This is a genomic window from Methanolobus bombayensis (assembly GCF_017873415.1).
Taxonomy (GTDB): domain Archaea; phylum Halobacteriota; class Methanosarcinia; order Methanosarcinales; family Methanosarcinaceae; genus Methanolobus; species Methanolobus bombayensis.
This window is the reverse complement of the sequence record NZ_JAGGKD010000003.1, coordinates 235,980-261,148: the sequence shown is the minus strand read 5'-3', so window position 1 is coordinate 261,148 and position 25,169 is coordinate 235,980. Positions and strand designations below refer to the sequence as shown.

General features: G+C 38.6%; 29 protein-coding genes and 1 tRNA gene. 21 read left to right on the top strand and 9 right to left on the bottom strand.

What is annotated here, in order from left to right; genetic code table 11:
* Nucleotides 1-30: 30 nt before the first annotated feature.
* Nucleotides 31-963 (bottom strand): ABC transporter ATP-binding protein, encoded by a 933-nt coding sequence (locus J2746_RS05280; RefSeq protein WP_209617331.1) that lies wholly within the window; start codon nucleotides 961-963, stop codon nucleotides 31-33.
* Nucleotides 956-1,894 (bottom strand): ABC transporter ATP-binding protein, encoded by a 939-nt coding sequence (locus tag J2746_RS05275; RefSeq protein ID WP_209617326.1) that lies wholly within the window; start codon nucleotides 1,892-1,894, stop codon nucleotides 956-958. The genes J2746_RS05280 and J2746_RS05275 overlap by 8 nt, the downstream gene beginning before the upstream one ends.
* A gap of 328 nt (nucleotides 1,895-2,222) precedes the next feature.
* Between J2746_RS05275 and J2746_RS05270 the strand changes: the two genes are divergently transcribed.
* The 3 genes from J2746_RS05270 (at nucleotide 2,223) to J2746_RS05260 (ending at nucleotide 5,321) form a co-directional block, all read left to right on the top strand.
* Nucleotides 2,223-3,878 (top strand): DUF835 domain-containing protein, encoded by a 1,656-nt coding sequence (locus J2746_RS05270; protein ID WP_209617324.1) that lies wholly within the window; start codon nucleotides 2,223-2,225, stop codon nucleotides 3,876-3,878.
* Between the two features lie 206 nt (nucleotides 3,879-4,084).
* Nucleotides 4,085-4,783: an RAD55 family ATPase gene (locus J2746_RS05265; RefSeq protein WP_209617321.1), complete on the top strand. Its 699-nt coding sequence runs from the start codon at nucleotides 4,085-4,087 to the stop codon at nucleotides 4,781-4,783.
* Nucleotides 4,784-4,901: 118 nt separating this feature from the next.
* A complete protein-coding gene (locus J2746_RS05260; RefSeq protein WP_209617318.1) occupies nucleotides 4,902-5,321 on the top strand; it encodes a hypothetical protein in 420 nt (139 codons plus the stop codon).
* Between the two features lie 17 nt (nucleotides 5,322-5,338).
* On the opposite strand, the gene ftsA is transcribed toward J2746_RS05260, so the two are convergent.
* Nucleotides 5,339-6,694: a coenzyme F390 synthetase gene (ftsA, locus tag J2746_RS05255; protein ID WP_209617316.1), complete on the bottom strand. Its 1,356-nt coding sequence runs from the start codon at nucleotides 6,692-6,694 to the stop codon at nucleotides 5,339-5,341.
* 12 nt (nucleotides 6,695-6,706) lie between these two features.
* Nucleotides 6,707-8,830 (bottom strand): thioredoxin domain-containing protein, encoded by a 2,124-nt coding sequence (locus tag J2746_RS05250; RefSeq protein WP_209617313.1) that lies wholly within the window; start codon nucleotides 8,828-8,830, stop codon nucleotides 6,707-6,709.
* Nucleotides 8,831-9,070: 240 nt separating this feature from the next.
* On the opposite strand from J2746_RS05250, the gene J2746_RS05245 reads away from it, so the two are divergent.
* The 7 genes from J2746_RS05245 (at nucleotide 9,071) to J2746_RS05215 (ending at nucleotide 14,531) form a co-directional block, all read left to right on the top strand.
* Nucleotides 9,071-9,802, top strand: coding sequence for a PKD domain-containing protein (locus J2746_RS05245; protein ID WP_209617310.1), 732 nt, complete (start codon nucleotides 9,071-9,073; stop codon nucleotides 9,800-9,802).
* 274 nt (nucleotides 9,803-10,076) lie between these two features.
* On the top strand, nucleotides 10,077-10,775 hold the full coding sequence (queC, locus tag J2746_RS05240; protein WP_209617563.1) for a 7-cyano-7-deazaguanine synthase QueC: 699 nt from the start codon (nucleotides 10,077-10,079) through the stop codon (nucleotides 10,773-10,775).
* Between the two features lie 34 nt (nucleotides 10,776-10,809).
* The gene (locus J2746_RS05235) at nucleotides 10,810-11,367 is read left to right on the top strand and encodes a DUF366 family protein (RefSeq protein ID WP_209617307.1); all 558 of its coding nucleotides are present in this window, start codon (nucleotides 10,810-10,812) and stop codon (nucleotides 11,365-11,367) included.
* A complete protein-coding gene (locus J2746_RS05230; RefSeq protein ID WP_209617304.1) occupies nucleotides 11,367-12,083 on the top strand; it encodes a 7-carboxy-7-deazaguanine synthase QueE in 717 nt (238 codons plus the stop codon). The genes J2746_RS05235 and J2746_RS05230 overlap by 1 nt, the downstream gene beginning before the upstream one ends.
* Entirely contained in the window at nucleotides 12,080-12,427 is a 348-nt protein-coding gene (queD, locus tag J2746_RS05225) for a 6-carboxytetrahydropterin synthase QueD (RefSeq protein ID WP_209617561.1), read from the top strand. The genes J2746_RS05230 and queD overlap by 4 nt, the downstream gene beginning before the upstream one ends.
* 123 nt (nucleotides 12,428-12,550) lie before the next feature.
* Nucleotides 12,551-13,483, top strand: coding sequence for a nitrogenase cofactor biosynthesis protein NifB (gene nifB, locus J2746_RS05220; RefSeq protein ID WP_209617301.1), 933 nt, complete (start codon nucleotides 12,551-12,553; stop codon nucleotides 13,481-13,483).
* A 76-nt stretch (nucleotides 13,484-13,559) separates the two neighbouring features.
* The gene (locus tag J2746_RS05215; RefSeq protein WP_209617298.1) at nucleotides 13,560-14,531 is read left to right on the top strand and encodes a methanogenesis marker 2 protein; all 972 of its coding nucleotides are present in this window, start codon (nucleotides 13,560-13,562) and stop codon (nucleotides 14,529-14,531) included.
* A gap of 67 nt (nucleotides 14,532-14,598) precedes the next feature.
* Here the strand turns inward: J2746_RS05215 and J2746_RS05210 are convergent, their stop codons facing one another.
* Nucleotides 14,599-14,898 carry a hypothetical protein gene (locus J2746_RS05210; protein WP_209617294.1) on the bottom strand — a complete coding sequence of 100 codons (300 nt, stop codon included), beginning with the start codon at nucleotides 14,896-14,898 and terminating at the stop codon, nucleotides 14,599-14,601.
* A 144-nt stretch (nucleotides 14,899-15,042) separates the two neighbouring features.
* On the opposite strand from J2746_RS05210, the gene J2746_RS05205 reads away from it, so the two are divergent.
* The 5 genes from J2746_RS05205 (at nucleotide 15,043) to J2746_RS05185 (ending at nucleotide 18,383) form a co-directional block, all read left to right on the top strand.
* A complete protein-coding gene (locus tag J2746_RS05205) occupies nucleotides 15,043-15,738 on the top strand; it encodes a radical SAM protein (RefSeq protein WP_209617288.1) in 696 nt (231 codons plus the stop codon).
* Between the two features lie 26 nt (nucleotides 15,739-15,764).
* Nucleotides 15,765-17,276, top strand: a complete 1,512-nt coding sequence (locus tag J2746_RS05200) for a cryptochrome/photolyase family protein (RefSeq protein WP_209617286.1) — start codon at nucleotides 15,765-15,767, stop codon at nucleotides 17,274-17,276.
* A 97-nt stretch (nucleotides 17,277-17,373) separates the two neighbouring features.
* Nucleotides 17,374-17,685, top strand: a complete 312-nt coding sequence (locus J2746_RS05195) for a DUF5611 family protein (RefSeq protein ID WP_209617282.1) — start codon at nucleotides 17,374-17,376, stop codon at nucleotides 17,683-17,685.
* Nucleotides 17,686-17,729: 44 nt separating this feature from the next.
* Entirely contained in the window at nucleotides 17,730-18,236 is a 507-nt protein-coding gene (locus tag J2746_RS05190) for a chorismate--pyruvate lyase family protein (RefSeq protein ID WP_209617278.1), read from the top strand.
* Nucleotides 18,237-18,311: 75 nt separating this feature from the next.
* Nucleotides 18,312-18,383, top strand: a tRNA-Thr gene (locus tag J2746_RS05185).
* 171 nt (nucleotides 18,384-18,554) lie between these two features.
* Here the strand turns inward: J2746_RS05185 and J2746_RS05180 are convergent.
* Together J2746_RS05180 and J2746_RS14855 are read right to left on the bottom strand one after the other, a co-directional pair.
* Nucleotides 18,555-19,109, bottom strand: coding sequence for a GNAT family N-acetyltransferase (locus J2746_RS05180; RefSeq protein ID WP_209617274.1), 555 nt, complete (start codon nucleotides 19,107-19,109; stop codon nucleotides 18,555-18,557).
* Between the two features lie 16 nt (nucleotides 19,110-19,125).
* Nucleotides 19,126-19,260: a hypothetical protein gene (locus J2746_RS14855; protein WP_280921221.1), complete on the bottom strand. Its 135-nt coding sequence runs from the start codon at nucleotides 19,258-19,260 to the stop codon at nucleotides 19,126-19,128.
* Nucleotides 19,261-20,067: 807 nt separating this feature from the next.
* On the opposite strand from J2746_RS14855, the gene J2746_RS05175 reads away from it, so the two are divergent.
* Nucleotides 20,068-20,364, top strand: coding sequence for a DUF5658 family protein (locus J2746_RS05175; protein ID WP_209617272.1), 297 nt, complete (start codon nucleotides 20,068-20,070; stop codon nucleotides 20,362-20,364).
* The gene (locus J2746_RS05170) at nucleotides 20,357-20,494 is read left to right on the top strand and encodes a type 1 glutamine amidotransferase family protein (RefSeq protein ID WP_209617269.1); all 138 of its coding nucleotides are present in this window, start codon (nucleotides 20,357-20,359) and stop codon (nucleotides 20,492-20,494) included. The genes J2746_RS05175 and J2746_RS05170 overlap by 8 nt, the downstream gene beginning before the upstream one ends.
* A gap of 91 nt (nucleotides 20,495-20,585) precedes the next feature.
* Here the strand turns inward: J2746_RS05170 and J2746_RS05165 are convergent, their stop codons facing one another.
* Both J2746_RS05165 and J2746_RS05160 read right to left on the bottom strand, forming a co-directional pair.
* The gene (locus J2746_RS05165) at nucleotides 20,586-21,359 is read right to left on the bottom strand and encodes an NYN domain-containing protein (protein ID WP_209617267.1); all 774 of its coding nucleotides are present in this window, start codon (nucleotides 21,357-21,359) and stop codon (nucleotides 20,586-20,588) included.
* 94 nt (nucleotides 21,360-21,453) lie between these two features.
* Nucleotides 21,454-21,795: a hypothetical protein gene (locus J2746_RS05160; RefSeq protein ID WP_209617264.1), complete on the bottom strand. Its 342-nt coding sequence runs from the start codon at nucleotides 21,793-21,795 to the stop codon at nucleotides 21,454-21,456.
* A 296-nt stretch (nucleotides 21,796-22,091) separates the two neighbouring features.
* Here J2746_RS05160 and J2746_RS05155 point away from each other — a divergent pair, with 296 nt between their 5' ends.
* The 4 genes from J2746_RS05155 (at nucleotide 22,092) to J2746_RS05140 (ending at nucleotide 25,043) form a co-directional block, all read left to right on the top strand.
* Complete coding sequence (locus tag J2746_RS05155; protein WP_209617262.1) at nucleotides 22,092-22,625, top strand: putative ATP-dependent zinc protease; 534 nt, start codon at nucleotides 22,092-22,094, stop codon at nucleotides 22,623-22,625.
* Nucleotides 22,626-22,779: 154 nt separating this feature from the next.
* Nucleotides 22,780-23,895 carry a tetratricopeptide repeat protein gene (locus tag J2746_RS05150; protein ID WP_209617260.1) on the top strand — a complete coding sequence of 372 codons (1,116 nt, stop codon included), beginning with the start codon at nucleotides 22,780-22,782 and terminating at the stop codon, nucleotides 23,893-23,895.
* A gap of 114 nt (nucleotides 23,896-24,009) precedes the next feature.
* Nucleotides 24,010-24,741: a fumarylacetoacetate hydrolase family protein gene (locus J2746_RS05145; protein WP_209617258.1), complete on the top strand. Its 732-nt coding sequence runs from the start codon at nucleotides 24,010-24,012 to the stop codon at nucleotides 24,739-24,741.
* A complete protein-coding gene (locus J2746_RS05140) occupies nucleotides 24,741-25,043 on the top strand; it encodes a hypothetical protein (RefSeq protein ID WP_209617256.1) in 303 nt (100 codons plus the stop codon). The genes J2746_RS05145 and J2746_RS05140 overlap by 1 nt, the downstream gene beginning before the upstream one ends.
* The last annotated feature ends 126 nt before the right edge of the window (nucleotides 25,044-25,169 follow it).

Sequence of the window (25,169 nt, the reverse complement as noted above, 5' to 3'; positions counted from 1 at the left end):
CTAAATAAACGTAACGACCTGTCGGTCGGATCAATCATTTTCTATAATATGCATCGATTTGATATTGTGACAGGCTACAAAATGTTCCTGCATATGTTCGGTGAGATAAGGAATATCATGTGCACATTTTCCTGTTTTCAAAGGACAATTGTTGTAATAGCAGCAAATATTGCTTATACCACTGGCACATGAAATCTCTTCACTATCATTTTCATTTTCATTGAGCAGCAGGCGTGTGAAAGGATGCATTGGTGAATGGAAGATGTTTTCAACGCTTGCTATCTCAACAATCTTTCCCATGTACATTACAGCAATACGGTCACACATATGTCGCATGAGCTCAAGGTCATGGGATATGAATAGCATGGTAAGTCCATACTCATGTTTCAGGTCTTTGAGCAGGTTGAGTATCTGTGCCTGTACTGAAACATCAAGTGAAGCTGTTGGTTCATCAGCTACAATAAATACCGGTTCAAGTGCTAAAGCTCTGGCAAGCACAGCTCTCTGGTTTTGCCCTCCACTTAACTGATGCGGATACCGGTCTATATGTTCTGGAAGGAGGCCCACATGCCTGACAAGTTCCTCTACCTTTTCACTGATTCTGCCTGTTTCTATTTCACTGATCTTCAATGGTTCTGCTATACTCTGCCCCAGCGTTTTTCTGGGGTTCAGGGAAGAATCCGGGTCCTGGAATATCATCTGCATTTTTGGTCTGATACTTCGCAGGCTTTCCTTATCCAGGGATGTAATTTCTGTACCATTGAATATTATCTTTCCTTCAGTTGGCTCTGTGAGTCTGAGAACACACTTTCCAAGTGTGGATTTGCCACAGCCGCTCTCTCCGACGATTCCAAAGGTCTGTCCTTTTGTTATATGAAATGAAACATCATTAACAGCATGAACTCTGCATTTGTGAAATGTACCTGTAATGTATGTTTTTTTAAGCCCGGAAACTTTAAGCATAAAGAAAACACCTCACATGTCTTCCTTCATGCTCGATCATAGGGGGATGTTCTTTTTTACAACGTTCTGTGCAGTGGTCACATCTGGAATGGAACCTGCATCCTTCAGGAAGATCGATTAGTGAAGGACTGTTCCCTTTAATAGGCTTTAGTCCTCTTGCAGGAAGCGATTCAAAAAATCCTTTTGTATAAGGGTGTAATTGTTCACTGAACATCCTTTCAACAGGTGCAATTTCAACTATTTCCCCTGCATACATGACTCCTATATTGTCACAGACATCTTCTGCCACTGCAAGGTCATGGGTGATGATGAGCATTGTCTTTTTGTTTGCTATTTCCTTGAGCAGCTTTACAATATTCTTTTTTACAGTGACATCAAGTCCCTTTGTGGGTTCATCAGCAATTATGAATTCAGATTCGTTTGCCAGACTCATAGCTATAAGAGCACGCTCTTTCATTCCACCGCTGAACTGGTGAGGATATTCCTTTGCTCTTTTTTCAGGTTCCCGTATCTTTACGCGTTCAAGGAGTGAAACGGCTTTATCCATCGCAGCAAAACGTTTCATTCTCTGATGAATGACCAGTGGCTCAGCTATCTGCTTACCTATGGGGATTACAGGGTTCAGTGATGTACCGGGGTTTTGCAGGATTATGCCAATGTCTTTCCCTCTTATCTGTCGCATAGTCTTTTTGTCAAGAGCATGCAGTTCATCTCCTCTATAGTTAATTCTTCCATTTACAATGGCATCTTCCTGAAGCAAACGAGTTATTGCAAGTCCCAGTACAGATTTTCCACAACCAGATTCGCCTATCAAACCCATGATATCTCCTGAATTTATAGAAAGATCTACACCATTGATAGCATTTACAAGTCCAACATCTGTTGGGAATCTCACATGAAGATCTGATACATTGAGCAAGTTTTCGAACACTTTTTCATCCTATTTTACGATTAGATGGTGGCTGTAATTTATTATGAAATATTGTTTTAATCATCCAATTATGTAGTGAATTATGACTATGAATTATGTTTTAATATTAATAATTTCTTGTTTAGTAATACTATTCGTTAATTATAGTAATTTATTTTTTATCACTACCGATTAAAATCAGAGTACTTTTGCATCTAAAACTAACTTAAAAAACAGTATTTTTAGCAGTCGGGTTTTATTTAAATACTTTAGATATTATATAGTGTTGTGACTTTGAGACACATTTCCCATACTGGATACCTATCAACATGTTTTGTGAGTGAAAGGGATGGAAGAGCAAAAAAAAGGTAAAGTGCTGATTGTTGACGATGAGTCAATGAATGTTAAGCTGCTGGATGCCTATCTCATGCATGAATATGAGATTATATCTGCATATGGTGGTTTAGAAGCACTGGAAAAAGTTGAGGAACATAGTCCTGATATAATATTACTTGACCTCATGATGCCTGACATAACCGGTTATGAGGTATGTAAGATACTGAAAAGTTCTGAAAAGACCCGTTTCATTCCTATTATCATGGTTACAGCATTATCAAGTCTTGAAGATCGCATAAAAGGTATCAACTCAGGCGCAGATGATTTTCTCACAAAACCTCTGGACCGTCTTGAGATCAAGACTAGAGTAGGCTCACTTTTAAGGATTAAGAAACTTCATGATGAATTGATAGCTGAGAGGGATCAGGCGCAGAATTATCTGGAACTTGCAGGAGTAATGCTTTTTGTGCTGGACGAGAATGGTATTGTTAAGGTTATCAACAGGAAAGGATGTGAGATTCTTGGTTATCCGGAAGATGAGATTCTTGGTAGCGACTGGTTTGAGAGTTATGTGCCGGAACTTTTCAGGGAAAGCGCCAGAAAGGGCTTTGAAAAACTATTTTCAACATCAGCAGAATATGTGGGTTATTTTGAAATTCCTTTCTTAAACAGCAATAAACAAAAAAGGATAATGAGCTGGAACAACATTGTACTGTATGATTCTGAAGGAAACAGGAACGGTCTGCTTGTTTCGGGTGAAGATATCACTGAAAGACTTGAAGCAGAATCAAAGATTAAAAGGGCCAACGAATATCTTGATAATCTTTTGAAGGCATCACCTATTGCCATACTGTCCCTTGACAGTAAAAAGCGAATAGTTACTGCTAATAAGAATGCTGCAGACCTGCTGGGTTATGAAGTCGGTGATATCATTGCACAACCTATCAGGGAATTTGTGGATGATGCGAACCTATTGGAATTCGCTGAGAAAAAAGATTTTGAAATGATTTTCTATACCAAGCATGATGAAAAGGTTCTAATGAATGTTTCAACTTCTCTGCTTCCTGATGATAATAAAAAAGAAGGTCTCATAATTACTCTTCAGGATCGCTCACGTTTAAGAGGTCTTTTTATCACTCCTCTGACTGAGGATATTGAAGAAGACCCCAACAAGACGGAAGTTGAACTTGAAGGTGGATTTATATATCTTTCAGGCTCCGAAGAACAGGGGCCAAGCTACAAAACATTTTCCGAACTTGTGAAAAGCGGGAAACCCGGACTTTGTATTACAAGGATGAATCCTGATAAGATACGTAATATATATGGTATTGCAAAAACACCAATCGTGTGGCTGACCAAGAACAAGACAACGGATCAGCAGTCCATCGATTCCACTGAGCTTTTCAGAATACATCCCACTATAGCTGATTTTGTGAATAAGGTTGAAGATGGTGTTGTTCTTATGGATGGTCTGGAATACCTGATACTTGACAATGATTTCCTTTCTGTTGTCAAATTACTGGAGCAGACCAATGGCACAATCATGGCATCAAATTCACGAATGCTACTTCAGCTTGATCCTGATGTTCTGGAAAAGAAGGAATTCCATTTGCTTAAAAGATGGATGCGGTCTGTCAACGGGGATGTTGTGGGCCCAGAGAACTTATAATATAAAACAATATTTGCAGATAAATTTATGCGCATTATGTGCGAAAAATTGTATCATTGCGTGCAATAAAAGATTATTATTAGGTCAAGAATAGATTCTATTTAGATATATTGTCATTTAATTATCTTACCATCATTAAAGATATATATTATTTTTACACTATTATTCTTACTTCTTTTTGAAAACTAGAAGTAAAGAGGGGTATTATGAGATTTGTGGATACCATAGAAGGTTTGAATGAGGTCTTTGAGACAGATATACCCAAAAACAGTGTAGTGTTGGTTACCGGTGCGGCAGGCACGCTTAAATCAGGTTTCACTTTCCAGCTCTTATCTAATTATCTGGAAGAGCAAGATGAGTATGGCCTTTACATAACTTTTGAGCAAAGTAAGGAAAACCATCTTCAGAATATGGACAGCATGGGAATCGAACTTTCAAAGAAGCTCCATATATCGGATTTTAGTGATTATCGTGTAATGTATGATGAATTTTCGGATGATCTCCTGAATATACTGGAAGAAAACATTGTTCAGTTCAGGGAAAACATTGGTGAGAAATGTACATGTGTAGCCATTGATTCTCTGGGCGCGCTATATTCTCTTCTTGATGTGGATCCACGTATTCTGAGAAAAATAATGTATAAATTCCTTGAGACCATGAGACGTGAAAAACTGACAACTTTCCTTATACTGGAAGAAGAAAAACTGTCCGGTATTTCTGACCCTGCTACAGGGATGGAAGGTTATCTTGCAGATGGAATTATAGAACTTGGTCTGCATCTTAAGGGTAATGTTGCCAATAGATACATGAGGGTAAGGAAAATGCGTTCCACAGCACACAGTATGGAACCGTGGATTCTTGCAGTTTCTGAAAACGGCCTGAAAGTTTACAAAGGAAATTTCTAGTACAGAACCTGTTTTGAAAATGTGATTCAGAATATCATATCAATGTAATCTGCTTTTAAGCTAGATATTTATATCTTTAGCCAAAACATATCCTTATAATTAATGGGGTTATAAATATATGTTCTCAGATTTAAATACGGTTTATGTGGACTTGTTTTTACAGATTATTGTAATTATATTGCTTGCTTTTGCTGTTACTCAGGCATCTAAAGACCCTTATGGAAAACACTGTAAATTCATTATTATTGCTGTGACAGTTCAATTATTATCTGTGATTGCATTCATGCTTCCTTCAATGTATTCACTTTCGGGATTCAACATGAGCTCTTCCTTTAATTCAATAATGTATCTTCATCATTTATCAGGTCTGGCTGTTATCATATTTACTATATACATCAAACTGTCTTTCAGTGAAAAAATACCTTCCGTTGTTGATCCCCTGAAAATGATGAAAATTACCCTCTTACTGTGGATACTGACTTTCCTGGGCGGATTTTATCTCTATCTGGTACTCTGGGAAGGAATAATCCTGATATGATTCTCATATCAGGTTCCTTATCTTCTGTCAACAATACGCTTTGGCCTGCCTTTAATGCGGTATAACTCCAGCTCCCCGGGTTTTACGTAGTTGAACAGGATATTCAGTCTTCCGTCAATGTAAGCACTTTCCAGATTCTTCTTGTAGGCAAAGAACGATCTAAGGAAATTCTCTTCAATGACCTGTTTATTACAGTTCTGTATATCGTTACATTCCATGCTTACTCTGAGGGTAGTTTCTTCTTCATCATCGCCCCCATAAAGGAATGCTTCATACTCCCCTGTAAGGTACTCCATGTTCTCCCTCTGGAAAACCCCTTTTTCGATATTAACTCTGTTAAAAGGAGTTCCTGATGTCCAGAATGTTTCAGCTTCTCTTTCAGGTGTCATTATTTTCATGTGAGTTCTACCGCAGGAACATTCTCCTCTGTCAAGGACAACCGTTGTATCCTCTGTATCATAATTAAGAAGCACGTTACCGCTTTTTGCTCCAACAGGTAGCAGCGTGGTAAGCACAAGTCTGCCACATTCACCGTCCTTTACGAATTTGTCCATGCCGGGATCGTAGACATCAAGATGTACCAGATCTTCAGGGACATGTAGTCCACTGCTGTCTGTACACTCTCCACACATGGTTCCCTCTGTACTTCCATAGTTGTTGTAAACATCACAGTTCCATATTTCAGCAACATACTTCCTGGATTCTTCTGCAAAGCTTTCTCCGCCTATTATAAGGCGTTCAATACTGGAATCTGCCGGATCAAGTCCATTATCTTTCATTCTCCTGGCAAGGCGTAAAAGTTTGAATACGCTGGCTACTATCGAGGTTGGCTTGTATGAGTCCATGACCCTGACAGGGAATGTACACTTTCCTTCAGGTATCATTGTCATTCCAAGGTTTCTGGCTGCCAGTGTCATGGTATTCGCACCGACATTCATTCCGTATGAAGCACAAACAACAATTCGGTCTTGTTCTCCAAGTCCCTGAGATACGAAACATCTGGCATATTTTTCCGCATATCTCTCCCAGTCGTTCCATGTAAGGAAAAATGATTTTGGTGTGCCACTGGTTCCACTGGTTTCGTGTATTGTAAAAACCTCTTTCCAGTCAACAGTTCTGAACCCGAAATCATCTTTTACAGGTGGCTGGTTTTCCCTGATCGTCTTACCGGATATTATGGGAAGTTCCAGCAGGTCTTCATGTGATCTGATATCAGAGGGATTTATTTTATGTTCTCTGAACCATTTTTTATAGAACAATGAGTTCTCAGCAGCATAATTAACTGTATATCTGATCCTCTCATCTATTAAGGAATCAAGCTCGCTTCTCTCCATTGTTTCAATCTCAGGGTTGTAGAACTTTCCTGTTGTCATATTAGTTCCTCTTTAAATGTGGGACAGTGCCTCTATCTGTTCTTTGATCTTATCAACATCATTGGAAGGGAGTTTGCAGATGTGGTCCTGGCATATGTGCACGGTTGTTTTGTTATCTGTCATCTCCATGTCCTTAGTATATGGTGCTATTTTTGAGAGTCTTTCTGCATCTTTTTTATTTTTTATAAGGATAACTTTTTCCGGGATGAATCTCTCGTTGATCATACGGATCACATCTTCTGATACAGCATCTTCCTTTTCTCCTGCAATCACTATTTCCACTGATCCGTTAATTGCCAGGTCAACGGCTGACATGAATTGTGTATATCCTGCAGGTGTTGAACTAACCTTTTCCGCAAATGTGCTGAGAGTTCTGTCTGCCAGTTCCTCAAGCTCGGAACTGCCTGTGATCTTAGCCAGCCTCAACATGTTCATGGCAGTCACTGAGTTTCCGGAAGGTATTGCACCATCATAAACTTCTTTACTCCTGAATATCAGTTCTTCTGCTTCATCAGATGTATGGAAGAATCCTCCCTCATCAGCGTCATAGAAATGGTCGATAAGATAATCATTTAGTTTCAGGGCATGTTCCAGATATTTAATGTCAAAAGTTGTCTGGTAAAGTTCAATAAGCCCCTGGGTAAAGAAAGCATAATCTTCAAGGAAAGCATCAATAGCAACATTTCCCTCACGATATCTATGCTTCATTTTTCCATTGCTTTCACTCATATTCTCCATGAAGAAATTTGCAGCTTTAATTGCTTTCCGTGTGTAAGTTTCATCATCAAATGCCTGTGATGCTTTACATAAAGCTGTAATGGCAAGTCCGTTCCAGTCTGTCAGGATCTTGTCGTCCTTTGATGGATGTATTCTTTTTTCACGCCTTTCGTATAATTTTCTTATGGAATTGTCAACGGAATTTGATATGTATTTTCCATGCTCTTCATTCCATAAGCGGATGTTCCGGATACTTTCTGTCAGGTAAGGGATATTCTTTCCCGTCAAAACATTACTGTGTTCTTCAGTAAAATTGCCTTCCTTTTTTATGTTATATACTTTCATGAAGAGGTCAGCATCTTCCTTTCCAAGTATACCTTCAATTTCTGATGTACTCCACAGATAGAATTTACCTTCTTCTCCTTCACTATCTGCATCCTCTGCAGAATAAAAACCTCCTTCCGGTGAGGTCATATCCCTTTCAATATATTTCAGGATATTTTCAGCAGCTTTTTTGTATTCCGGGTTTGCAGTTGCCTGATATGCTTCTGTCAGAGCAATGACCATCATGGCCTGATCGTACAGCATTTTCTCAAAATGAGGTACAAGCCAATGTCTGTCTGTGGAATATCTGTGTATTCCGTAGCCTATATGGTCGTATATTCCTCCCATTAGCATTGCTTCAAGTGTTCTTTCGGTCATTTCCAGTGCATCTGCATTACCTGTTCTTTTCCAGTATCTCAGAAGAAATGTAAGATGATGCAGTGTTGGAAATTTTGGAGCTCTGCCAAAACCTGCATATTCTTCATCATAGATACTATAGAGTTGATCAAATGTATTTTTGAGCAGTCTTTTTTCGATAGTCAGGTTAGTTTTCTGTTCTGCTCTGTTATTCTCTGAAACAGCATTAATTATGGCATCTGCACTTTCAAGAAGTTCATGCCGTTTACTATTCCAGAGTCTTGAAATGGCAGGCAGCAGGTCAACCATTCCTGGTACACCGTATCGACTTTCCCTGGGGATGTAGGTGCCAGCATAGAATGGTTTCCTGTCCGGTGTCATAAGAATGGAAAGGGGCCACCCTCCACGACCGGTTATTGCCTGAGATACTGTCATGTATATATTATCTATATCCGGTCTTTCTTCACGGTCTACTTTGATGGAAACAAAAGACTCATTTAACAGTTGTGCAACAGAATCATTTTCAAAGGATTCTTTTTCCATCACATGACACCAATGGCATGTAGAGTATCCAATGGAAAGGAATATTGGTTTGTCCTCTTCCTCCGCTAGATTGAAAGCTTCATCTCCCCATGGAAACCAGTCAACCGGATTTTGTGAATGTTGTAACAGATATGGGCTTTTTTCATTTTTCAGTCTATTGTATCTGTCATCTGGATTTTTATTGCCTGGATTCACTCTTTCACTCCCATTTATTATTGGGTGTAATGTATATGTAATTATAGGATTGAATATTGTGAATATTGCCTATTTATATTTTTATTAATAATGCTCTGTTGTTTTCGTTTTCAACTTTGTAATTATGGTATATCATAATGAGTATGACTTTCAGCAGTGTGAAAAAACTTATATATGACTCTCTCTTATGCTTAACATAGTAACGATTAATTTGGATTATGAAAAAAAGGTGGTACGATTATGGACAGACGATTATTTTTGCCAGTTATAGTAATGTTCCTTTCAGTTCTCTTGCTTGCAGGACTGATCAATTATCAGGCTGGTTCTGCTCAGGAATCTCCTGAAGAAGTGCCTGCTCCGGTAATTGGGGACAAGGAGACGGTTGTTCAGGACAGTCCTAAGGCAAGTTCCAAGGAACCTGAACAAGTAAATACAAATACATCAAAAGAAGAAGCACCTGAACCACCCGCGACTATGTTCTATAGTGGTGGAAGTCTAGGTACATCCAGCACAGAGGATGAAAATGATGGGAATGATGTAAAGAAAGTTGTTGAAGATGACTCTGACTCAGTTGTAACAGTCATAGCAGACTTTAATTACACTGTTGACGGTCTTAATGTGACTTTCACTGAGGAATCTGAGAATGCTTCATCCTGGTACTGGGACTTTGGTGATGGCGCAAACCGAACAACAAGTGATAATTCTTCCTTTGTACATAAATACTCAGATGCTACTAAGTACACAGTCAAGATGGTCGCATATGGTGAAGATGAATTGAATAATGCTTCAATAACAAAGGATATTGATCTGACTTCAAAGAGCGGTGAAGAAGAAAATGAAGAAATAGGCAATGATGAGGAAGGTTCAGAAGAGAGAACTCCTGTGACCCAGGAAGTTCCTGAATTCCCAACCATTGCAATCCCAATGGTAGCAATCATTGGTATGGCTTTCATCTTCAGCAGAAGACAGTAAACGAATCTGATTAAAACCGTAGGATTACGGTTTTAACTTTTTTATTTGTTCTTATTTCTTTTTTACCTGTGTTTTTTCTGGTATTACAGTTTCCTCCTTTTAGAAATATGTACATTATAAGTCTTTTGAAGTAGTTTTTTCCGATTTTTATTTATTTGTAGCAATATTCTGTTTCTTAATAGCGATGGTTATTTATATAGTAGTATTCTTTAAGACCTCCTCAGGTATTATTCAAGTATTACTTATCATCAACTAACTCTTAGGAGGAATCCCTATTACTGCAATTGTTTTGTTAAGTAGCGGTCTTGATTCAGTGACTTCCGTTGCGGCAGTACTCGAAAAGACTGGCATAAAAATGGCTCTTATATTCAATTATGGGCAGCGTGCTGTCGAGCGTGAGATACAAAATTCCATCAAGGTTTGCGAACACTTTGGATTAGATTATCGTATTCTCGATATTACCTGGATGCAGGAGATTACCACTACATCTCTTGTGAACACAGATACTGCCGTTCCAAAACTTGATATAGATGAGATTTCCGAAGAAGCTGATCCTTCCATCACAGTTGAATCTGCCAAGGCTGTGTGGGTTCCTAACAGGAATGGTATTATTATAAACATCGCAGCAGCTTATGCAGAGAGTATGGAGTGTGAGTATGTTGTTGTGGGATTTAACAAAGAGGAAGCTGTTACATTCCCTGACAATTCCCCTGAATTCATTGCTGCAATTGATGACTCTCTTTCATATTCAACACAGAATGGAGTTAAAGTGCTCGCTCCGCTCATTGGGATGGGCAAAAAAGAAATAGTTGCCAGGGCCATTGAACTGAAAGCTCCTCTTGAGTATAGCTGGAGCTGTTACCATGGTGAAGATGCTCCATGTGGGGAATGTGAAAGTTGTACAAGGAGAAGAAGAGCATTTGAAGCTGCAGGTACCAAAGACCCTCTGCTTGTAAGACTTGGTAAGGAATAGAGTTTGTAGTTAAGTCGTACTATGGGTGCTAATTATGAAATGCTTAGTTCTTGATGAAAAGATGGATTATGATGGTAGTCAGATATCATCTCTCTGGGCTTACAATCTTGAAGATATCCAAGAAGATTCCATCATAGCTTTCAGGGGTGTATGTGATGTTAAGATTGAACATATGATCGATCTTGAGGATAAGAAACAGGGTGATATAATATTTTCAACTGATATGATTCATTTTATCATCGAGCACTTTGATTCAAGTGATCTGAAACTCATATATTCAAGACAGCGCCTGTTCACTGCAATAGTCAAAGAGGTTCTTTCTGAATATCACAATGATATTGTCAGACAGGGTGATGATCTTTTTGTAAATGGCAAAAAGCTAACAGTGTCCATCGCAAGCACATCGGCAGTATCACAGAAGATTCATTTTGGGATTAATGTTGTTCACGATTTCTATGGCAGTTTTGAAGACCTTGGACTTGGCAACGATGATGTTGCAGGCCTGATGGACAAAATAGCAAAGCGATATTACAATGAATTCATTGATATTGAGAAAGATCTTCGCAAATCCAGACCATTGGATGTGATATAATGCAGGCTTCTCTTAGTGAAGTATTCTGTTCAGTACAGGGTGAAGGTCCATATGTGGGATTCAGGCAGGCTTTTGTTCGGTTTACCGGATGTAACCTGAAATGCAATTATTGCGATACTCCTGTTGAAGTTACAAAGGTTTGCAGGTTTGAAGCTGTTCCCGGATCCAATGAGTTCCATGAGTTTGAAAATCCTCTGATTGCTGAAAAGGTCGGTGAAATGATCAATTCTTATTCCGGTCTACACTCGGTATCCCTTACAGGCGGTGAACCACTGATACATTCTGATTTCATCAATTTACTTGAAACGGAAGTTCCTCTGTACCTGGAGTCGAATATGACACTTCCTCGTATGGCTAAAAAAGTGAAGGACAAAATTTCCTATGTTTCCGGTGATGTCAAGCTGCTCCCTCATTCATTGCTTGAAGACCCTGAATTGCATCTTGAAAGTACTATTGAGTGTTTCAGAACTCTTAAAGTTACAAAGGACAGGGATTGTTTCTGTAAGATCGTTGTAACAAAGGACACACCTGCAGATGATATTGAAGGTGTTGTCGGAGCGATCTCCGGCTATATTTCCAGTTTGATACTTCAACCGGTCACACAGAAAGATATGCAACCTGAACCTGGATTTTTGTTACAATTACAGGAATCTTTCCTTAATGATATTGATACGCGAATAATACCTCAGACACATAAGATGTGGGGTTGTTTATAATGAAAATGAGACTTGGAATTGTTGATTATATTGATAGTGCCCACTATTTGCCAGGGCATGAAACATGTGGCATAGTTCACGGACATACTTACAAGACAGAAATTGTAATTGAAGGTGAAAAGAAAGAGACGGGTATGGTCATGGACTTCTATGAGATAAAAAAGGTCATAAAAGAAGTTCTCAAGGAGTACGATCATGTGCTTCTTAACGATATACTTGAATTCCCAAGTGTGGAGAACCTGTGTGAGCACGTTCATGCAAAACTTTCTTCAAGACTTGATTTTCCACTCTCAGTCAAGATGTGGGAAGGTAACGGAAAGTGGTGCGAAGTAAGTACATGTTGAAAGTGTGAAAAGTAGTTTAATTTTGGTAAATTTGTCATAAGTTTATACAAAGCTATATCTAGTAGTTTCCCTTAAATTGAGCCGTGTTTATTGGAGCTGCTCAGAACCATAGGAGCTATAGAAATGGAAAATGAGAAAGATGATTGCGAAATAGAAGTTTCTAGGGATGAAGATATCAAGAGGATAATATCACAACATCCTTGTTATTCCAAAGAGGCTCAACATAAGTTTGGCCGAATTCACCTTGCAGTAGCTCCGAAATGCAATATTCAATGTAATTATTGTGATCGTAAGTTTGACTGCGTAAATGAGAGCAGACCGGGTGTTACCAGTGAAGTACTCACCCCGCAGGCAGCTCTTGAAAAGACAAGGCAGGTACTGGATGCTTATCCATTCATAAAGGTAGTTGGTGTTGCAGGACCAGGAGATCCGCTTGCTAATGACGAGACCTTTGAAACACTGGATCTAATCAAGAACGAATTCCCTGATGTAACTCTCTGTCTGAGTACAAATGGGTTGAATCTCCCTGATAAGATGCCCGACCTTCTAAGAGTTGGGGTCACCACCTTGACAGTGACGATGAATGCCATTGATCCTGAGATAGAGGCTCAGCTGGTCAGTCACGTATCTTATAAGGGAAAAGTTTACCGTGGTCTTGAAGCTGGTGAGATAATGGTTAAGAACCAGCTTAAAGGCATCAAGATGGCTGTAGAGGCAGGTCTTGTGGTAAAGATCAATACAGTTCTTGTACCCGGTATAAATGATGAGCATATTGTTAAGCTTGCCCAGAAGATCAATGAACTTGGTGTATTTATAATGAATGTGATGCCACTTATCTGCCAGGCAAAGTTTGTTGACAGGACAGCACCAACACCGGCAGAATGTAAGGCTGTTCAGGACAAGTGTGCACCTTATGTTCAGCAGATGAGACATTGTCGCCAGTGCAGGTCCGACGCATACGGACTTATTGGACAGGATATGTCGCAGATGAGCGAAGAACGCAGGAACATTATTAAAGTTGATATGAAAAAGAAGCATTCAGGTGGGAAGGCATGAGCCTTTTCACTGAAACATTTTCATAATAGCTCTACATTTATTCTATTTATTCTACTAATGTTGTACAGGTGTTTTTTTGAATATCGAAGAGCTTGCGGCAAATTTGAGGAATTTTGAAGGCGTCACCAGAAAAAAACCGATTGCAGATATTGTTAGTATATTTGAGACAGTTCGTTCTGAGTATGGTGAGGTTATAGATGATTTTGGTGATGATGCAGCTATCATCGATATTGGTACCGATGATGTAATTCTTTTTGCAGCTGACGCCATATGGGGTAGAATAGTTAACAAGAGTCCCTGGTGGACAGGATATACTTCTGTGGTCGTCAACGTGAACGATATTTCTGCAATGGGAGGCCGTCCTCTTGCAATGGTAAACGTAATGGCTTCAAGTGATCTTGAATCCACAGAAGAGATAATGAAAGGAATTCGTGATGGTATCAGCAAATTCGGAGTTCCTATGGTTGGAGGTCATATGCATCCTGACACTCCTTATAATTCTCTTGCGGTTGCAATAGTAGGAATTGCAAAGAAGGACTGCGTTATTAGAAGTGACAGTGCAAAACCCGGAGATGCCGTAATAGTTGCTTATGACATGGACGGCCGGGTTGGTAAGAACTCACCTTATAGCTGGGATACAACATCTTTTAAGGATGCTGAAGTTGTTCGTGAGCGTTTTATGGTAATGCAGGGGATCGGAGAAAAGAAACTGGTAACTGCAGGAAAAGATATCAGCAATCCTGGTACGATTGGTACACTTGGTATGCTCTGTGAGGTTAGCAGGATGGGTGCTTCTATTGATCTCAGAAAAATTCCATGCCCCGATGATGTTGATTTTGAGCAGTGGCTAAAGATATATCCTGCAACAGGCTATGTCGTCACTGCAAAAGAAGAGAATACTTCAGAATGTGTAGCTGTATTTGAAAATGCAGGGCTGAAGGCTGCTGTTATAGGTGAGATCAACGACAGCCGGATAATCGATATTTATGATGGTAACAGCAAAGCTGTTGTTTTTGACCTGAACAATGATAATATAACAGGCATTTAAAATCTTCTAAAAAGATTCAGCCAGCCTGTTATCATGAGTTCTTTTAATAACACTTGTAAATAATAGTTCAGTCACTTTCTATCCAAGCCTGGAGTTCTTCATGGAGGAACTTTTCAGCAGCCTGAACTTCTTCCATAACTCCCCTGAGGACAATCACTTCCCTTTCATCAGTATCCACGATGTGGACATTGATCTTCCTGCCTACAGGTTCGAGATCAAATTCCTCAACAAGATCATAGATGATATATGAAGGAGTTCCAGGTGGGATTATAAGATCATAGAGATTTTCAAGATCCTTTTCCTCAGGTTTTGATTCCTTTTTGCTTTTTGATCTCTCAAGATCTTCAAGTCTTAGTTTTCTTACCAATGTGATCACCGTCTTTTCTGTTCTGATGGTAGAATACACATAAAAAGTAATCGCTGCTTTGAGGGAACTATTAATATTGTTAGTTATAAAAGTGTAGATTGTCATGTTCATTTTAAAACTGGTATTGAGTGAAGGAGTGTATGAATGAGATTAATTGATCTATCCGATGCTAAAGGACAGATAAGGGTTGAGTTTGGTGGCTGTAATATGAAGTGTCCGTATTGTGTTCACATACATCAACCTGTTAAACAATGGACTGTAGATGAGGTAGTGGAGTATGCAGGCAAGTCTACAACTGAAAACGTTTATCTTGGTGGGGCAGAACCAACATTGCAGAAAGATCTTCTTCCCCTTATTGAATCCCTTCACGGTTCTGGAAAGCGTATTATATTGAAGTCCAATGGTATGAAACCTGATGTCCTTGAAAAAGCTCTTCCGTTTGTATATGGATTCGTGCTTGAAATAAAAGCACCAGGGGATGATGTAAAAGGAGTCATGGAACTCACAGGAATGTCAGAGGAAAGGACTAAAAAATATCTCAAGCTCCTGGATGAATCCATGGTGATTGCAAAGCAAAAATGGCTCCGGGTATGGATACGTGTTATTCCTGAATATGTGAATGAAGAGACTATGTCTCGCATTTTGCCTGATCTTGAAGATGCCTCTGAGGTTATGCTCTATCAATTTATGAGCAATCCGGATTTTGATCTCCCGTTTAAGGGTCACAATGAACCCACGCCAGAATGGAATGAGCTAAAGAGACTTGGTAAAATGGTTCTGGAAAAAGTTCCTCGTGTAAGACTTGTAGGTGACAGGGGAAAATTGGTATTGCAGAAATAATCTTCACAAATAATAGTGAATAGCTGATGGTACTAATTGATCATCCTATGTCAGGTTTTTATTCAAAAGTTGCCCTGATTCCCGGAAATTGTCTTTTTTGCGATCTGAAGGCACTGGAACCTGACAATCAAACTCTTTTTTTCATGGCTGAGGATATGGGTTTATGCAGGAGTTTTGCCTATCATAAACACAAGCTAATATTGATGCTTTCTGCAATGAGATCATATCGTGACTGGTTGTCTGAAAGTTTTGATCTTGTTTATTATGGTATTGGTGAAAACAAAAATCAAAATTATGGGGAAAAACTCCTTTACACCATGGAAATCCACAACATTGACAGTATCATAACTTATGAATTTGAATCACAAGGACTTAAATCCATGATTGGTGGTATTTGCAGAGAATATGGGATTGATCTTAAAACTGTAAGTTCTCCCGGATTCATGACCACTATTGATGAGTTTAATTCATATCGTGATGGCAGGGATAAACTCCTGATGAACAACTTTTATATTTCCCAGCGCAGGAAATTTGGAGTTCTCATTGATGAAAAAGACAAGCCTGAAGGTGGTAAATGGAACTTTGATCAGGAGAACAGGAAACCTTTGCCTGATTCGGTCAATGTTCCGGGGATTATACGTGTTAAGAGAACTTCCCATACAGAGGACCTGATCAATATTGTGGAGAATACTTTTCCATCCAATCCCGGAAAATCCTCTGATTTTTATCTTCCTACTACCAGGAAAGATGCTATTCCATGGCTGGATGATTTCATTGATAAGCGTCTGAATTCTTTTGGTCCTTATGAGGATGCGATAAGGAAGGATGAATCTTTTCTTTTCCATTCGGTGCTCTCTCCTTTGATTAATATTGGTCTGCTAACGCCGGATGAGGTTGTAGGGAAGATTCTTGAATATTATATGAAAAACAGCGATACTGTTCCTGTATCGAGCATAGAGGGATTTATAAGGCAGATAATTGGCTGGCGCGAATTTATGAGGGGTATGTATCATGCCTCTGATATGACAGGCAATTACTTTAGTCACCACAGGAAAATGGATGAACGGTGGTATACAGGAGAGCTGGGAATTGAGCCAGTTGATGATTTGATAAAGAAATTAATAAAGTATGGATATTGTCATCATATTGAGAGACTCATGGTACTTGGCAATTTTATGCTCTTATGCGAGATTGATCCGGATGAAGTCTATAAGTGGTTCATGGAGATGTTTGTTGATTCATATGAGTGGGTTATGGTTCCGAATGTATATGGTATGAGTCAGTTTGCCGCTGGTGGTACTCTATCAACCAAGCCTTATGTTTCCGGTTCAAAGTACATTCTAAAAATGAGTGATTACAAAAGAGGTGAATGGTGCAATATATGGGATGCACTTTACTGGCGTTTTATTAATAAGAACAGGAATATGCTTATGAATAATTTTCGAATGAGAATGATGGTTGCAGCTTATGATCGTATGAATGATGAAAAGAAGAAAAGACTTTCTTTGCTCGCTGAGGAATTTCTTGGTACTTTGTAACTTTAATACATATGATGTAGTTTGTTTCCCGGATGCCTTTTTATAGTTAAACCGGTACATTTATTCATCTGGAGATTATTATATAGGGTTGATTGAAATGCAGGAATACAAGTTAAAGCGTGGTTATAAACCTGAAATGGATAGGATTTACGAGTGCCTTACAGATAATTTTCCAAGTGAGATAAAGGAAGAGGATGGCAAGTTCGTTACTTCTTATGGTGTTCTTTCCAGAGTTACGGTGTGGTTAGAAGGTAAGAAACTGGCCGTTGATACTGAATCTGATACTTCAGTTACAGATGATGAACTTATTCTTGATTCCAACAAGCGTTTCAGAAATTTTCTTCAAGCAGCTACGGGCTATACTGCAAAGGAACGCCTGAAGCAGGCTAAGAAAGCAGTTTCCAAGTAAATTTCCTTTTTTTTTCACTATTTTATAACTAAGGATAGTTGAATATGAACTTTCTTGAAAAACTGAAGAGCTTTGATATCCCAACCTGTCTGAGAATATGTGCAGGAACTGATGGCTCAGTTACTTTCCTTCTGGAGATTATGACCAGGCATCCCACTGCTGTTGTTACTGATTATCAGCACATTATTTCTGCTGATGAGCAAATGGCCGAACTGTTCGATGTGAGTGTGGGTTCAGATATCAATGAACGTGTTGTCACTCTGACAGCAGGCGATATACCTTATGTGTTTGCCCGTTCACTCTCTGCAATTGAGAAAATGCCTGAGGGTGTGCGCAGTGATATGATGAAAGCGGACATTCCGATAGGCAGGATACTTCGTGATCATGATATTGAAACACGCAGGGATTTTGAGAATATCGAAATTGTGGAGAATGACACTCTCTTTGGATCTGAAAAAGTTCTTTCCAGAAGCTACAGGATCGTTCATCACAACGGCGTCCTTATGTGGATCAATGAGAAGTTCCCTGTTGATGATCGCTGGTGCTTATAAATCATCTCTCTTCCAACCGAAAGCTTATTAATTGATTCTGTGTATTAGGGGAGAGCACCCCAATACTCATTCTGTGCCTCGGTGGCTTAGGGGTATAGCGCGTCCTTGGTAAGGACGAGGTCGCGGGTTCAAATCCCGCCCGAGGCTTTTACTATTAGGGTAATAGGTAAGCCAAAAAACGGAATTTTTGTTCTAAATTAAGAATTTTCTGTTGATTGAAAAAGCAAGAAAATACAAGGGACATCTAAAAATCAAATGTTAGTGTTTGTATTAAAAAATATAACATTTTTATTTAGTAAATGTTAGTTCAATAATTTTTTATTCTCCCCAATACTCTGGTTTATTCAAAGCATCTGCACAAACAACCCTGCCCTTAAATCCATCAGTTGCTCCTGTGCTTAAAGGATAGATCATCCATGCACCTGCATGTTCATCCGGAATCGGATAAGTTGCAGCAAAACCCATACTTCCGGCATCCTTCTTAAATCCGTATCTTGGATAATAGCTTTCATGTCCGAGAACAAAAACCATTTCAGCACCAATTGTTTTTAACTTATTCAATCCCTCATTAATTAACATACCACCAATTCCTTGTCTCTGATGTTTCGGTTTAACTGCCATAGGTGCAAGAATGTAAACTAATGGTGATGTTATATTCCCATCAATAGTTGCTTTTGTGAAAAGAATATGTCCAACTGCTTCTTCTTTCTTAAAAGCTAACAAAGATATTAATGGTTCTGCGCTTTTATCTTCCAAAAGCTGGGATACAAGATTTGCTTCTTCCTCGGATCCAAAAGCCTCTTTTTCAATTTCCATTATATCGTTAAAATCTGAGTCTTTTGCTTTCCTTATCTGAATATTATCTGTTACCATATTACACATTCTTAGTTTAAGGTAATTTAAAAACTGTCCCCCACAGTTCCAACCTTTCCCTTGCATGAGCATTCAGAGTAAAAGGCTTATCAACTTCAGCATTCTGCTTCATGTAATGAAGAGTACCTTTAGAAAAACCTATCTTTTTCATATTCATAATAAGAAATAATTAGAATCTTTGCCTTATAGGAGTATTAAATGAATTATAAGAGTAGTTACTCCTATAAGACACGAAAGAGTACTAGTATTTGATAAAGAAACAACCATAAAAAAGAGCAGAACTTTAAGTTTCATAAGAAAGTTCCGTTCTTTTCTTGTTTTTCAATTAAGAATAACTATTATTAATAGAAGTTCGTTTTTTTGAGCTTACCTATATCCTGGCTCTTTCTATTATAGGGTCACAGCCTTAGTTCATTCTTTGTATTCTGATTTTGGGTTATTATTTCTAATTCTATTAAAAATCTGAAAATGCCTGATATCATGTATATGATTCTCAAAACACAGGCACATCATATCGTATGTCTTAAGAACATTCCTTTTACAGAATGATCTTTTTCATCATTATGTCAGGATTCTAATCACTTGATTATGTTTTAATAATTTGTAGGAAGTCATATGATTTGATTCTATGCTGACATTTAGTTCTTATGCAGAAGGTATAGAATTTGGGATCTTTCTGTTTTGTCTGTTTCAGAAGACGAGTTGATATTATTAGTTAGCTAGTTATGCATCTTTTGATATTAAAATTTAAAAATACTATCTGTTTTATTATCTATACTTTATAAATATCTGTAGAAAGACTTATACGTCAAAACTGAGAATATAGTTTTGGAATAACCAGATGTAATCTATGGTGGTATAACATGGAAAACTCAATAAATGATGCCTATGAGCTTTGCTTTTGTAAGTCAGGTTTGAAGGACGTCAGTCTCTGCATTGATCCGGCGGTTGGCTAATTATGTCTTTCATGAAAGACATGTGGTTTGTGCTACTTCTTTATGTCCTTGGTGACACTATAACGACAATATATGCATTGAGCACCGGGAATTTCTATGAGGGGAATCCCTTTTTATCTGATATCTTCCACGCATATGGTTTTGCTTCACTTATACCTTTGAAGATAGGCTTTTTATTTGTAATGTACCATGTATATAAAAATGCGGATCGTTATTACTGGAATATAACAAGACACTCTGTTGCTTGTATTGGCCTTCTGGCAACATTGAGTAATACGGTATCGGTTTTTCATGGTTAGGTCATTAAAAGCAAAAAAATCCGCGTGCCCGAACTACACAGGTGAAGAATTCTATCGTGATGAGCCTGTTGTTATTGGTAATAATGTTATTACTGCTTCAGGTGTTGCTCCATTGGAGTTTTCCTGTTAGGTTTTGTGAGGATGAGATTGATGGGAAAGAAATTGAGGTATGTTCCATTGTTGTAGTTGATATTGGAAAAAGAGCCTTGAAATCTAAGTTGCTATTTTTTCCCTCTGTTCCTCTTATCCCTGACATATATCAAGACACTTTTTCCAGAACCACTATGTGTTCTTCTGTCGATATCGAAAAGATTTGTTGCTTCCACCAGTTCTCCAAGTTTTTTGTAGCCATAGTTTCTTGGGTCAAAATCTGGGCTGCGTTTGATAAGATTTCCACCGACTTCTGCAAGGAAGGCCCAGCCTTCTTCATCAGCAGAATCTTCAACAGCATTTCTCAGGTGATTCACAAGTTTTGAATCGCCTTTAAGCTCATTCGTACTCCATTTATCAGATCTGGAGGACGTTGAAACTTCAGATGTGGATGTTTCTTCTTTTCTCAGGTTTTCAGTATAGATGAACTTGTCACAGGCTGAGATAAAAGCCACAGGTGTTTTCTTTTCCCCGAAACCATAGACTTTTAGGCCTGATTCTCTTATTCTCTGGGACAGGCGGGTAAAATCACTATCACTTGAAATAATGCAAAAGCCATCAAGTTTTTCAGTATAAAGAAGGTCCATGGCATCAATGATCAGTGAACTATCAGTTGCATTCTTTCCTGTGGTATAAGCAAATTGTTGTATCGGCTGGATAGAATGATCAAGTAATGATTCTTTCCAGGAAACCAGGCTTGGTGATGTCCAGTCTCCGTATATCCTCTTCACACTGGCAACACCATAGATAGCAATCTCGTCCATCAATCCTTCTATTATTGAGGGCTGTGCGTTGTCAGCATCAATCAGTACAGCAAGTTTATCCTGTGTTCCATTTTCTTCCATATTCTATACTATCCTCTAAGTTAGACAAGATCAAAGTATTCCTTATGTAAAAACGTATAAGTTGTTAATCGATTGAATTGAAATAAGAAGCAACTTATTGTTGCCCCTTTCTCATTTCTTTCATTCTTTCAAGCTCAGCTTCAAGTTCCTGGATCTTAAGTTCATCCATCCTGTCAGTAAGCTCACCCAGTTCTTTATCAGCTACTTTTACCGAATTGTGCAGCTTTTCAATAATATTCTTTTCCAGACTGAGCTTTTGTTTTTTAGTTTCGCTTACAAGGTCTTCAACAAGGACTTTTCCTTCTTCCCTGCTAATCATTCCGGTATCAACTTTTTCCTTAACGAACTCCCTGATCCTTTCTTCCGAAAGTGCTGCAAGTCCTGCACCGATAAGTGCTGCTGCTCCTAAAAGACCGACTTTTTTCATTTTATCCATATTTATAACTCCCACAAATTTATTTTCAACATCTTGTTTATATGCAGATTCAGGATACAACCCCCTTTATCCTTAATCAGCATTTATTGACATAAATAAATGGTATTTCAACATATATCAAATCAATGGAACGTTCTTAAATATCAAAAATATCGACAGTACTTAGATAAAATAATTGTGTATCAAAGAATTACCCGTAAGTACTTGAAATGATATTTTGCAGGTAGTGGAATATAAACTTGGTTTTTTGATTTCAGGAATGTATTTATCTTCAGCTATCAATAATTATTTTGAACATGAAAATAAACGATTTGAAAGCAATTCTCAAATTCAGTTCAAGGGAGGAAGCCATATTTGGAAGATTTGATCTCCCCAAAGATGCATTCTATCCCATGATACTTTCACTGAAGATAGGAGGTGCCTGGAGTTATTCCACAGATGACCTGAAAAGTATCTCAGTGATGAAGGTCTTCACAAGTTATGACAAGGACAACAAAATCGGTCACACCATTGAAGAAGTCTGGTTATTGTTGAACCCTGTGTATGTATCAAAGGAAGGGACAGTTCACAGGCTGGAAAAATGCGGTGGAAAAGACGAACGATCTCTTGTCACAAGGCCCTATTCGGTTACTTTAAGGGCTGAAAGAATAATAGTTGCTTCCATCAGCACAGCAAAAAAGAAGATCTACGTAAAAGAATCCACAGAAAAAACTGTATCATTCTCAGGTCCTTCCGCATTCTATGCTGCACACGAGATGGAGCATCTTGAAAATGTGGAAATAGAAGGACTTCCTATGTGGGCCTTTGAATATGAGGAAGTCAGGGATTGATTTTGCATTTAAATGCATAGATTTTTATATACAATGTACATGCTTAAAAATGTCCAAATACAGTAATTAATGGATTAGCAAGTTAATGACTGGTTAAAGGTATTGATTATTACAAACCTTCCGGCAGGCTGTTCCGGTATTAAAAGGTGTTCATATGGGAATGTTAGATGACGTAAAATCAAAGAAAAAGCAGAAAGCTGCTGAAAACTGGATTAAAATGGCCGACTCGGCTAAAACAACTGAAAAACAAGTAGAATATTATACTAAGTCACTTGATATCAACCCTTATAATGCAGAAGCATGGTTCAAGAAAGGCAAAGCCCTTGAACAAGCAGGGCGTTTTGAAGAAGCAAAAAAGAGTTTTGATCTTGCAATAGAGATCGATCCTGACTATCAGGGTCTAATAGGTGGTTCTCATGGTTCATCAGCAGAAATGTCTGAAGCTTCTTTTATGGAAGAGGATGTTTATGAATCTGAAATCTCCGAACCTGTGATTGAAGAAGAAATGATGGAAGAAGAACTCACTCCTGAGCCGGAAATTGTCACCAATGATTCAGTTTCTGATGAAGGTGTTTCATCATACCGTCCTCCTGCTGGTGAAGAATCAATATTCAGTAATGTTATATCCGGAGAAGACTCCGACAATGTTTCTTCCTCTGACTTAAATGATGATTTTCTGGAAGAGCAGGAAGAACTTATTGAGGACATAGCTACAGAGCCTGAAATAGTATCTGATTTTGGACCAGAGTCTGTATCAGCATCCCAAAATGAACCTGAAACATTTTCAGAACAGGATTCCAGATATGAATCCCGTGAAGAGCCCGAAGAGAATGTTTTCGGAGGCACTTCTGTTTCTCCATCTGAATCCACGGGACATGATGTAATTTCAGGCTCCTCCTCTGTTGCTGAAAATGATGAATCATCTGTATTCTCATCTCAATCAGAACCAGCACCCCAGGAAACAGTTTCATCTTACACGACTGAAGACAATGTTATTGGAAGAACCGAACCTGAAACAATAAGGTCTGAATCTGTAAGTACCCCTGCAAGTACACATGTGGCTGCTTCAGTACCGCCAGTTTCAGAATCAGCAAAAGGAAGGGCAGCAGGATATGAAGCATCTTCCGGCAGTATAACAGGCTCAAAACCAGTTGCAATTTCAGGAGTAGATCTTGTGGATATAAGGATACCATTGAATGAAACGATCAAATTCTGGGCAATAGGCATTGTTGCAATGCTCATTGTGCTGATCCTATCTAAGATTCTTTAACGCTGCAGATAGCAGTACTTTTCAAAATAAAGTTAAATCAATATCCGTTTCTGCGGATATTTTCTTTTTTCAATACTTATCCTTATCTAGAATGAGAACAAAACAGTTGCACTAATGTTTGGACGATTCAGGTGTAACAATAACATATTTTACGGAGAAGTGGAAGATAATAAAGTTACTTCCATGGAAGGCTCTTTCATGGAGTGTGAACTCTCTGATGTAGAAATTCTTCCACCTTCCACCCCTTCCAAGGTAGTATGTGTGGGTCTGAATTATCATGACCATGCAAAAGAGCTTGGACTTAGTGTTCCTGAAGAGCCAATACTTTTTATAAAGCCACCTTCTTCTGTTATTGGACAGCACGGGAAGATTCTATATCCAAGGATAAGCAAAAGGGTTGATTATGAAGCAGAGCTTGCGATAGTGATCGGAAAAAGATGCAAGAGTATAAAATATGAGCGTGCTTATGATGTTATTGCCGGTTTCACCTGTTTTAATGATGTTACTGCTCGCGATCTGCAACAGCAAGATGGGCAATGGACAAGGGCCAAGAGCTTTGATACTTTTGCACCAGTGGGTCCTTTTGTAGTTCCTGTTGAAGACTTTAATCCGGAGGATGCTTCCATTGTAAGCCGGGTAAATGGTGAAGTGATGCAGGATTCCAATATCAGTAATCTGATATTTGACATTCCTTATCTGATAGAGTTCATTTCAGGAGTAATGACACTGGAAGTCGGTGATATAATTGCAACAGGTACTCCTCCCGGAGTAGGTGAGCTTCATCCAGGAGATGTTGTTGAAGTTGAAATTGAAGGAATAGGAACATTGGTCAACGAGGTTGCATAATGCTATTCGATCAGGTTAACAGAGAGCTGGAACTTTCCCAGCGACATTTAGAGGTTTTAAAAGTGGTCGTTGAAAGAGGACCAATCGGTATACTCAAGCTAGCAGAAGAAACAGGTATGCCAACACATAAGGTACGCTATTCTCTACGTGTTCTTGAACAGGAACAGCTGATCAAACCCTCATCGCATGGAGCGGTTGCCGGAGATTCGGTAAAGGATTTCCTTTCTTATTTTGAACAGAACATCAATGAACTGATCGACAAGGCTGAAGCAGTGAAAGAGCTAGGTACTCATTTTAAGTGACATTAACAGATCAGCTTTATCTGACCATATCTTTTAAGTTCAGTTCTTATAATTCACTCTACTATATTGATGATTGCAGTTCCGGAATAATTCCGGGATTCTGGCATTTGATCTTTTATTATCATA

Excerpts from the sequence above, each read along its gene's own strand:
- J2746_RS05190 (WP_209617278.1), top strand. The coding sequence starts at position 17,730 with ATGAACTTTCTTGAAAAACTGAAGAGCTTTGATATCCCAACCTGTCTG.
- J2746_RS05270 (WP_209617324.1), top strand. The coding sequence starts at position 2,223 with ATGGAAGAGCAAAAAAAAGGTAAAGTGCTGATTGTTGACGATGAGTCA.
- J2746_RS05160 (WP_209617264.1), bottom strand. The coding sequence starts at position 21,795 with ATGGATAAAATGAAAAAAGTCGGTCTTTTAGGAGCAGCAGCACTTATC.
- J2746_RS05205 (WP_209617288.1), top strand. The coding sequence starts at position 15,043 with ATGAGATTAATTGATCTATCCGATGCTAAAGGACAGATAAGGGTTGAG.
- J2746_RS05280 (WP_209617331.1), bottom strand. The coding sequence starts at position 963 with ATGCTTAAAGTTTCCGGGCTTAAAAAAACATACATTACAGGTACATTT.
- J2746_RS05150 (WP_209617260.1), top strand. The coding sequence starts at position 22,780 with ATGGGAATGTTAGATGACGTAAAATCAAAGAAAAAGCAGAAAGCTGCT.
- J2746_RS05165 (WP_209617267.1), bottom strand. The coding sequence starts at position 21,359 with ATGGAAGAAAATGGAACACAGGATAAACTTGCTGTACTGATTGATGCT.
- J2746_RS05180 (WP_209617274.1), bottom strand. The coding sequence starts at position 19,109 with ATGGTAACAGATAATATTCAGATAAGGAAAGCAAAAGACTCAGATTTT.
- J2746_RS05140 (WP_209617256.1), top strand. The coding sequence starts at position 24,741 with ATGCTATTCGATCAGGTTAACAGAGAGCTGGAACTTTCCCAGCGACAT.
- J2746_RS05155 (WP_209617262.1), top strand. The coding sequence starts at position 22,092 with ATGAAAATAAACGATTTGAAAGCAATTCTCAAATTCAGTTCAAGGGAG.
- J2746_RS05170 (WP_209617269.1), top strand. The coding sequence starts at position 20,357 with ATGGTTAGGTCATTAAAAGCAAAAAAATCCGCGTGCCCGAACTACACA.
- J2746_RS05235 (WP_209617307.1), top strand. The coding sequence starts at position 10,810 with ATGAAATGCTTAGTTCTTGATGAAAAGATGGATTATGATGGTAGTCAG.
- J2746_RS05245 (WP_209617310.1), top strand. The coding sequence starts at position 9,071 with ATGGACAGACGATTATTTTTGCCAGTTATAGTAATGTTCCTTTCAGTT.
- J2746_RS05200 (WP_209617286.1), top strand. The coding sequence starts at position 15,765 with ATGGTACTAATTGATCATCCTATGTCAGGTTTTTATTCAAAAGTTGCC.
- J2746_RS05230 (WP_209617304.1), top strand. The coding sequence starts at position 11,367 with ATGCAGGCTTCTCTTAGTGAAGTATTCTGTTCAGTACAGGGTGAAGGT.
- J2746_RS05195 (WP_209617282.1), top strand. The coding sequence starts at position 17,374 with ATGCAGGAATACAAGTTAAAGCGTGGTTATAAACCTGAAATGGATAGG.
- ftsA (WP_209617316.1), bottom strand. The coding sequence starts at position 6,694 with ATGACAACAGGAAAGTTCTACAACCCTGAGATTGAAACAATGGAGAGA.
- J2746_RS05260 (WP_209617318.1), top strand. The coding sequence starts at position 4,902 with ATGTTCTCAGATTTAAATACGGTTTATGTGGACTTGTTTTTACAGATT.
- J2746_RS05145 (WP_209617258.1), top strand. The coding sequence starts at position 24,010 with ATGTTTGGACGATTCAGGTGTAACAATAACATATTTTACGGAGAAGTG.
- J2746_RS05175 (WP_209617272.1), top strand. The coding sequence starts at position 20,068 with ATGTCTTTCATGAAAGACATGTGGTTTGTGCTACTTCTTTATGTCCTT.
- nifB (WP_209617301.1), top strand. The coding sequence starts at position 12,551 with ATGGAAAATGAGAAAGATGATTGCGAAATAGAAGTTTCTAGGGATGAA.
- J2746_RS14855 (WP_280921221.1), bottom strand. The coding sequence starts at position 19,260 with ATGAAAAAGATAGGTTTTTCTAAAGGTACTCTTCATTACATGAAGCAG.
- J2746_RS05265 (WP_209617321.1), top strand. The coding sequence starts at position 4,085 with ATGAGATTTGTGGATACCATAGAAGGTTTGAATGAGGTCTTTGAGACA.